The organism is Streptomyces sp. NH27 (assembly GCF_056859195.1).
Map to the genome: position 1 here is coordinate 1 of NZ_JACEGK010000666.1, position 3,634 is coordinate 3,634.

A 3,634-nucleotide genomic window follows, 5' to 3' on the forward strand; every position below is an offset into this window, starting at 1 on the left:
ATGTAGTTGAAGGGCCCGGCCACATCGGCCGGGCCCTTCAACTACATATTGATTCACATATTCACCCACTTCCACGCACGCACCCCAACACGCACCCATACGCACGACGTTGCGCGCCTACCGCCGTAGGGACCGCCCGACTCGCCCATGGACGGAACTTCGCACCGTGACACTGTCACGCTCACCGGCACCCTCTCTGCTCCTGTCACTACCGCGACCATGACGGTTGATTTGGGCGATTTGTCCTAGGTTTCGGGATTTTTGATGGACCATCAGGCGGTGGGAAAGTACGACGATGCGACACCCGGTGGTTCTGTCATTACCAAAATGCTGGCATTCACGGGGTAGGATGCCGCTAACGGAAAGTGAGGATGGATTGATGAGGACTGCCCCGGGCGGATGGTCACTCAGAGCCCTGGCACAAGAGGCCCATGTTCTGCCCAAGGTGGCGCGAGACGCGGCTGACGAGGGCGTGATCGACGCCCACCACATCGTCGAGTCAGACATCGTTCTGGTCCGGCTCTACGGCGCGTTGAAGCGCCTCGTCTGGCCGGAAGAACGTCGGCCGGCCAACAAGGACCAGGGGCTACGGGTCTGGGAGTCAATAACGATCGAGACTGCGCGGGCTGCTCTGCCGGACGAAGTCCAGCCAGATACGGGCCTGTTCGTACACCAAACCGGATGTGAACTGGCCACAGGCCCGGGGCCCTACTGCTCCGCCCTCTTCAAGCTCGCTTCGGAGCCCTTCTACTACGCGCCGCTGGGCCTCTGGTTCACGGAACTTCCATCGAAGCGGCCGACCAACGAGGTCTCCGACTCTGCCCGCTAGCAGCGGCTTATGACTTGCACTCAGGGGACGCGACTTACCCCCTGATGCGAATGGCCCGGGTGCAGGACCCGGGCCAAATCTGTCGAGGAGGTTAGGCACTACTCAAATTCCAAACTTCACACCGTCACGTGATCGGCTCCTCTACCTCCCCAGGCAGCGCCGGTCCGCGATGGCCGTTGTTCTCCTACCTCCTCGACAGGAGCAGATCATAGCTACCCGTCCGAGGGCTGGTTCAGTCGTGCCCAACGCCGAAACGACGCGGCGCGCCCCGGCCCCACACTCGCCCGACAACCTCGCTGATGAGCAGCAGGCCAATGAGCCTCTTCTGCTATCTCCAGCGATGCGTACGGCTCTTGCCTCCGCAGTCCGGGAGCTGCTTCACGACTCCCAACTGGCTGGGCAAAGTCCCCTCGTCAAGCTGACCGCCGTGGTCCTGTTGGCGAAAGCTCCCTTGAAGTCTGCCGTCGTAGATATGACGGCTCGTGACGTTGGTGGCTGGCTGGGATGCTCGGTCTCGCACGTTGGGCACACGTTGGTGCCGGACGCGAAGAGGTCGGGTTCCATCTTGTGCGCGCCAAAGCGGTCCGAGGAGGGGCGGACTGTCGCGCTGCGCTTTGAGCTTCTTCCGCTGCGGGAAGCGCGCGCTGCTGCTGGTGGGGCGCCGCTCGGGACGCTGACCAAGCGAGAGCTGGCGACACTGTTGCGGTTCTGCGAGGCAGTGACATGCCCGGGATGGACACCGAAGAACAGGCCCGCCACCTCGGCTGGGTTCATGGCATCGCGGCGCGAACGGGGCGCAGCAACGGACCGTCTGGCCATGGTGCTGCTGTGCCTGGAGGCCCGAGCCGACGGTCGGGTACGGATGGCCCCAGGTCGGGTAGCTCAGGGGGTCAGGCGAGCCGATGTGACGGTGGCTCGCCTGATGGGTTGCGAGGTCGATGTCGCAGCAGCTGCGGTCGACCGCTTGGTGGCCGCCGGGGACCTCCAGTTGGAGGGGGAGGAGCGCGCTGATGGCGGTCGACTTCGGGTGCCAGCGGTCGCAGCCGCTCATGCACGGCTGCGCAAGGTATCGCCTACAGAGTCTGCCAGCCGTTCTTTCATGTTGCCGGATGAGCCGGCGCAGGAGGGTGGACCGTGTCCACGGTGCGCAGGGACTGAATCTCCCAGGGACAAAATGGTGTTGGCCGGTGATGGGTGGGCCCAGGAGAGCCTGGAAGACCTCCTGTCGGCCACCTCCACTTGTGCATCCGGGGATCAGGCGGCCAAGGATTCGGTAAATGCCCAGGTCAGTACGGCTCCTCGCGAGCAAGCCGACCCGTCGGCTTCTGCAGACCTCCACCCTGGCCACGCACCGGAGGTTACTCAAGGTGGTTCTGGTACTGCTTCATCTCGCTTTTCCGGCGAAGCCGCGTTGGGGTTCCCACCGTTGCCGGAGCGCGCGGACGGGCGCGAGATCGAATGCGGCGCGGGCAGGATCGGCGTGGTCGACGAGCCGGGTGCGCAGGGGAGCCCGCTTCGCGGGGAACAGCATCCGGATCGAGCGGGGGAGGACCAGGCAGACCCTGAGCCGGGGATGCCGAGACCGGTACCGCTGCGGTGGTCGCTGCCGCGGGGGCTGGAGCAGGTGCTGGACCCGGTGCGGCTGGAGTGGGCCCGGATCGGGCATGCCGGGGGGCGCACCCGGGTGCGGGTGGCGCTCAAGGCCGAGCTGCGGCGGCTGGCCGGGATCGTGGGGCCGGAGCAGGCGCCGGTGGTGCTGGCCGAGCGGCTGGAGCGGCGGCTGGCGGCTCAGCACGGTGAGCCGGTGCGCGAGCCGGTCGGGTGGCTGCTGGCGCGCGGTCTGCCGCAGCGTGCGGAGTGCTACGCGATGGCGTGCGATGACCAGGTGCGGATGGACACCGGGCTGGTGTGTCCGAGCTGCGAGCTGCTGATCGGGGACCGGCGGGCGCTGCGGCACCAGGTCGCTCAGGCCGTCGCCGCCGAGCTGCCCCGTCTGGCGCCGGCCGAGGCCCAGCTGGCGGTCGAGCGGCGGCTGAGCCGGGAGGTCGCGCTGCGGGCCGCGCAGGACGCCGTCCGGCGGGAGCGTGCCGCGGAAGAGCGGGCGCGGCGCGAGGTGGCCTGGACGCGGCAGCGCGAGGACCTGGCCTCGGCGCAGGCGGAGTTGGTGGCGCGTACCTGCGAGGGGTGCGGGGTTCCGGACGCGGGTGGTCTGTGCCTGGTGTGCTCGCAGGTCCGCGCCGCCGGTGAGGCTGTGGAGCGGGCGGCGCAGGTCGCGGCCGCGGTGAGCGGGCCGGTGCAGGATCTGGGCGTGGTGGCCGAGCGGCTGGCCGCGTGCCGGGTCCGGCTGGAGGGCGAAGTCGAGCGGATGACCGGGCGGTTGCGGCGCGAGGGGATGCCGGAGGCTGCGGTGGCCTGGGAGGCGCGGACGTTGGCCGAGGAGCTGCTGCGTGAGGAGCGGGCCAGGGCGGTGGACGCTCTGCTGGACTCGACAGAGGCCCGGGCGGAGGGCGAGCGGGTCTTCGCCGTCGAGGCGCGCCGCGGCGGTGAGCTGCCAGCCCGGGCGGCTGCCGAGCAGGCGCGGCGGCGCTGCGCGGAGCTGCTGCTCTTCCAGCGGCTCGGCCAGGTCCGTGCCGCGGATCGGCCGCCGGCTCCTGAGGGTGTCGGCGGTTGGCGGCAGCGGTTGGCCGCTCTGGCGGCGCGTCCGCTCGACGGCGAGGTCCGTGTGCCGCAGCCGGCGGCGGGCGGGGGCCGGGAGGCGGTGAGCGCGGCGTGACCGGGGGACTGGAGTTGGCCCTGCGGTGCGCT

General features: G+C 69.1%; 2 protein-coding genes. Both read left to right on the top strand.

All coding sequences use genetic code 11. The features are described 5' to 3' along the window. The first annotated feature begins 379 nt into the window (after positions 1 to 379). Positions 380 to 829 carry a hypothetical protein gene (locus tag AC13HU_RS34050; RefSeq protein WP_483045856.1) on the top strand — a complete coding sequence of 150 codons (450 nt, stop codon included), beginning with the start codon at positions 380 to 382 and terminating at the stop codon, positions 827 to 829. Between the two features lie 1,573 nt (positions 830 to 2,402). Next, entirely contained in the window at positions 2,403 to 3,602 is a 1,200-nt protein-coding gene (locus tag AC13HU_RS34055) for a hypothetical protein (RefSeq protein WP_483045857.1), read from the top strand. Positions 3,603 to 3,634 lie beyond the last annotated feature (32 nt).